This window comes from Burkholderia sp. Ac-20365 (assembly GCF_017104715.1).
GTDB lineage: Bacteria > Pseudomonadota > Gammaproteobacteria > Burkholderiales > Burkholderiaceae > Paraburkholderia.
Genome location: NZ_JAAGPI010000150.1, coordinates 1 through 517, shown reverse-complemented (window position 1 = coordinate 517; position 517 = coordinate 1). Strand labels below are relative to the sequence as shown.

Genomic DNA, 517 nt, shown 5'->3' with positions numbered 1-517 from the left:
GCGCAGAACGTATCGATGTTCAGTTCGTACATCGCGCGGCCAAAGTGCGTCACGCTGCGCCCCGTCTTGCCGGCGCACGTGCTGCGGAACACGCTCGCGCGGTCGCTGTAGAACGCCACCGGCTTGCCATGGCGCTCGAGGTACGCGCGCGTCGCCTCGAAATAGCTGAAGGTCGACTCGGTGGCCGTGAAGTGCAGCGCCATCAGCCGGCTGGTCGCATCATCGACATACACCAGCAGCGTGCAGGCCGGCGCGCGGTCCTCGAACCAGCGGTGATCGCTGCCGTCAATCTGCACCAGTTCGCCCAGACACGCACGCCGCGCCCGTGGCTGGTAGAGCTTCGGCGGACGCTGTTTGCGCGGCACCCACAGTCCGCCCTCGGTCATCAGTCGCCTGACCGTCTCCTTGGCCAGCCGGATGCCGTGACATTCCTCGAGCTTCTCGCGCGCCAGCGTCGGCCCGAAATCGGCATAGCGCTCGCGGATGATCGTCAGGGCCCGCACCGCCAGCCCTGCGT

Annotated in this window: 1 protein-coding gene; it reads right to left on the bottom strand. The window is 67.3% G+C overall.

Annotation, left to right across the window (positions count from 1 at the left end):
* Positions 1–517, bottom strand: a 517-nt coding sequence (locus G3O01_RS45050) for an ISNCY family transposase (RefSeq protein WP_205814014.1), incomplete at both ends; no start/stop codon positions are given.